At 45.4% G+C, this 3,859-nt stretch carries 2 protein-coding genes; both read right to left on the bottom strand.

Going from position 1 to position 3,859, the window contains the following annotated elements; translation table 11 throughout:
- Positions 1-1,806 (bottom strand): condensation domain-containing protein (locus ACQY6I_RS19995; RefSeq protein WP_428243278.1); only part of this gene is annotated, 1,806 nt, incomplete at its 3' end.
- On the bottom strand, positions 1,803-3,859 hold a 2,057-nt coding region (locus ACQY6I_RS19990; RefSeq protein WP_428243277.1), incomplete at its 5' end, for a condensation domain-containing protein. The genes ACQY6I_RS19990 and ACQY6I_RS19995, both read right to left, overlap by 4 nt.

Raw genomic sequence — 3,859 nt, 5'->3', positions numbered from 1 at the left:
CTGAGCCTGGGCGACCATATAGTTTAACCGCTCGGGCGGATTGTTCGGATCCAGCGGGACATAGGCGGCACCGGCTTTGAGGGTGCCGAGGATGCCGATGAGAAACTCGATGGACCGGGGGCAATGAATGGCGACGAGTTGACCGCGTTGTACACCTTGGGACAACAATGTCTGAGCCACCTGATTACTGCGACGGTCGAGGGTCTGGTAATCCATCTGCTGGTCGTTATGCACAGCGGCACAGTGAGTTGGGAGGCGTTCGGCGATGGCTTCGAAGCGTTGATGTAACGTAGGGGCACCGGGATACGTACGGGCCGGGCCACTGAAGCGACTCAGTTGGGTGTGGCGTTCATTTGAAGTGACTAAATTGCAATGCTTAACTGAAGCTTCCGGGTTTTGTACAGCAAACGTTAACAACTGAATAAACTGCTCCACAGTGCGCGCAACAGTCGCCTCATCAAACAGTGCGGTGGCATATTCCCAAAGTCCGAGAATGCAACCATCATTTTCATACATCGATAGGCTGATATCGAACTGAGCTGTTTGCTGATCAGTTGCAACAATTGTGCAATCCAAACCAGACAATTTAACATTTTGTTCAGTGTTCTCCTGCCAATCAAACATCACCTGAAACACAGGGCTATAGGAAAGTGATCGATCCGGGTCCAGGGCTGCAACAACCTGCTCAAACGGAATATCCTGATAATCTTGTGCTTCCAGAACTATTTGGCGTACTTGCGATATAAGTGATCGAACCGATGCACTTTGATCAACGTTTATCCGTAAGGCTATGGTATTGATGAATATACCGATAACCTGATCAACTCCTTCCCGATGGCGATTCGCAATCGGTGTCCCAACAACCAGATCATCCTGGCCTGCCAATTTTCCAAGAAGAGCCGACCAGAGTGTCATTAATGTCACAAATGGCGTGGTATTACATTGCTGAGCCAGTTTCTGAATTGACTGGCTAAGTTCCAACGACAAGCTAAATGGATAGGTGGCACCTTTGTAATCCTGAGCTTTAGGGCGTTTCTTATCTAAAGGCAGTTCAATAAGAGCTGGCGCATCCTGCAAACGTTGAACCCAGTAATCCTTTTGTTGTTTTAAAAAGTCGTTTTGAATCCACCGGTTCTGCCATCTCGCGTAATCAGCATATTGAATAGACAGTTCTGGCAAAGAATATGTCTGGCCTGATACGTAAGCGGAATAAAGTCCGCCAAGTTCTTGCAAAAATATATTTAGAGACCACCCATCAGAGATGATGTGATGCATGGTGATACGCAGCAAATGTGTGTGTTCTGCTATCTTTAAGAGTTGTGCTCTGACCAGTGGTGGCTTTTCGAAATCAAAATCATAGGTAAAAGATTCAGGAACAGATTCATTGTCATTGAGTTCACAATAATCCAACGGAAATTCCACCACTGATTCAGACACTTTTTGAACAACACCAAGCGGTGTATTGAAAAAGCCAGTTCGCAGAATATCGTGTCGTAGCATGATCTGATTCAAGGCATTCTGAAGCGCTGCTCTGTTGATATTGCCATGCAGCTCCAAATCACCTGCGATGATATATGCAGTCTTTGCTGCTTCATCCAGCCTGGCAAGAAACCATAGCCGCTGCTGCGAAAATGACAGCGGTGCTTCATCTGATTCGGTACTGCTGGCCGGTAATATTGGTGGTATTTGTTCCGATGAGTTTCGTTTCAACCCTTTTTTTTTGGCCAACGCCAATAACTTCTGACGCTTTTCAAGTGACATTGAGTTAAGAGTCAGTGCGTTGTTCTTTTTATCCTTCAAAGTCATGCGTCAGAATCCTCAAGAAGAGTTTCCAGTTCCAATAAATCGGTTTCATCAAACTGGGCCAGTAGTGCGTTCAAAATAATTTCGGCCTGATCAGCAAAAACCGGATTTTCAAATAGCGTTTTTAGCGATATTTCCAACCCAATTTCTGTTCTTATTTTTGAGATCATGCGTATGGTGAGCAACGAATGCCCGCCCAGTTCAAAGAAATGATCCCCGCGATTGACCTGTCTGACTCCTAAGAGTTCACACCAAATCCGCGCAAGGTTTTCCTCCAGTTCTCCTGACGGTATATCTTCAGTGTTCAGTGCTGTTAAGGCAGCATCTGCTCTAACCGATTGATGATCTGAAACGGCTTCTTGTTCCTGTTGCATGCCAATTAATCTGATTGATCCATCTTCGAGGCGAATACCAGAAAACCCGGTTTTCAACATCTCATAATCATCACCTGAAAACGGGTCGCTACAGAATTGTCCATTCTTTGAAAGTATTTTGGCGTTTTGTTTGAGGGAGGAAAGATAGAGTTCACCCAGAACCCCAAGAGGTGCAGGATGACATTTGCTATCCAATATATAAGCGTGATTTACAGAGCCTATATCAGGTAGTAGAGCAACTTGTTCAGATGTTAATAAAGTACTATCAATATTCAGTGAACCATCTATGGCAGGGTTATCGTTAACAACCCTACTATATTCATATTGGTTCATTAATGTCTTTTCACACAATGCCGCATATGGATTTGTGGCAAGAGACTCAACAATAAACTTCAGTGCATTGATGCAATACTCGGCCATGCGATCAATCCGAATGATACTGCTCACAGTTAAATCCAATGAAAAATCCTGCTGCGTATCATTAACCGAAAGAGAGACCGGATAGTTCGTGCGCTCTTTGTAATCAAGAACCTGTATTCCATCCCAACGAATATCCGTGGAGTCTTTTCCGAGCAATGCGTCAGTATCTTTGGTAAACCGATAATTCATAATTGCGGTAAATAACGGTTCACCGACAGGTACATCACTGCACCCCTGTGCCAGCACTAACGGAGATAATTCACACTGAACCAGCTGAGCCAGAGAGTCATAAGTATCCAGCAACGCTTCTTTGACGGTCGTGGATTCCAAAATAACTCTTATGGGCAGCGTATTAACATAAGAACCGAATGCATTACCCGTATCATAGTCCCTGGACATTCGACCAAGCATAACAGTACCAAACACGACATCATTTGTGCCGGATGTAAATCCAACGACACGTGCCCAAGCTAAATGAAAGATACTTGCCGGGTTGACGCCTGCTTTTTGTGCCTGAATTCGAATTGCGTTGGACAACGATCTGTCCAGAGATACATTCAGGTGATCAACAGCATCTTCTGATGACAGAATATTATCGACTGCGTAAGGTAATGAAGGTCGTTTAAATCCGGATAGCATGTCGGTGAACACTTCTTCCTGCTGTGTGTTCTTGGCTGCCGACAGCGCATTTTGCACGTAGAGTCGAAACGGCACAGGATCAGGCAGCCGATCCTGCTGTCCTTCCAGGATCGTATTGACTTCTTTAAACAGTAGTTGCTGTGTTGTCCGGTCGCTCCAGATATGATGTTCTATCAGACAGAGCAACCAACGGTTATTTTTATCGTCATTAACAGAGCATGCACGCATTATTGGTGCTTGCTGTAGATTCAGCCTCAATCGGTCAGGATCAAAATGCAGACGCAGTTCCGTGAGAGCATCTTGATTAGACGCAAATGTCATGGTTTCCAGTTCCATGGCGACATGACGATAAACAACCTGTACCGGACTTGGCGAATACTCCCAGACCAAGGCAGTTCGCAGGACATCATGCCGATCGATCACACATTGAATTGCATTAAAAAACTGCTTTAAGCGATCTTCGGTATCAAAAGACAGAATCATGGGTTCGACATACACATCGCCCTGCTCCTGCATCAGATAGTGGAACAGCATGCCTTCCTGTAACGGTGCCAACGGGTATATATCCTGGATATTGCCCGCCCCTCCGGGGACAGACTCACAGATACGATCAATCTGTTCCT

The sequence above is a fragment of the Gynuella sp. genome (assembly GCF_050297175.1).
Taxonomy (GTDB): Bacteria; Pseudomonadota; Gammaproteobacteria; order Pseudomonadales; family Natronospirillaceae; genus Gynuella.
Note: the sequence above shows the minus strand (reverse complement) of the source record. Positions and strands in the feature narration are given on the sequence as shown.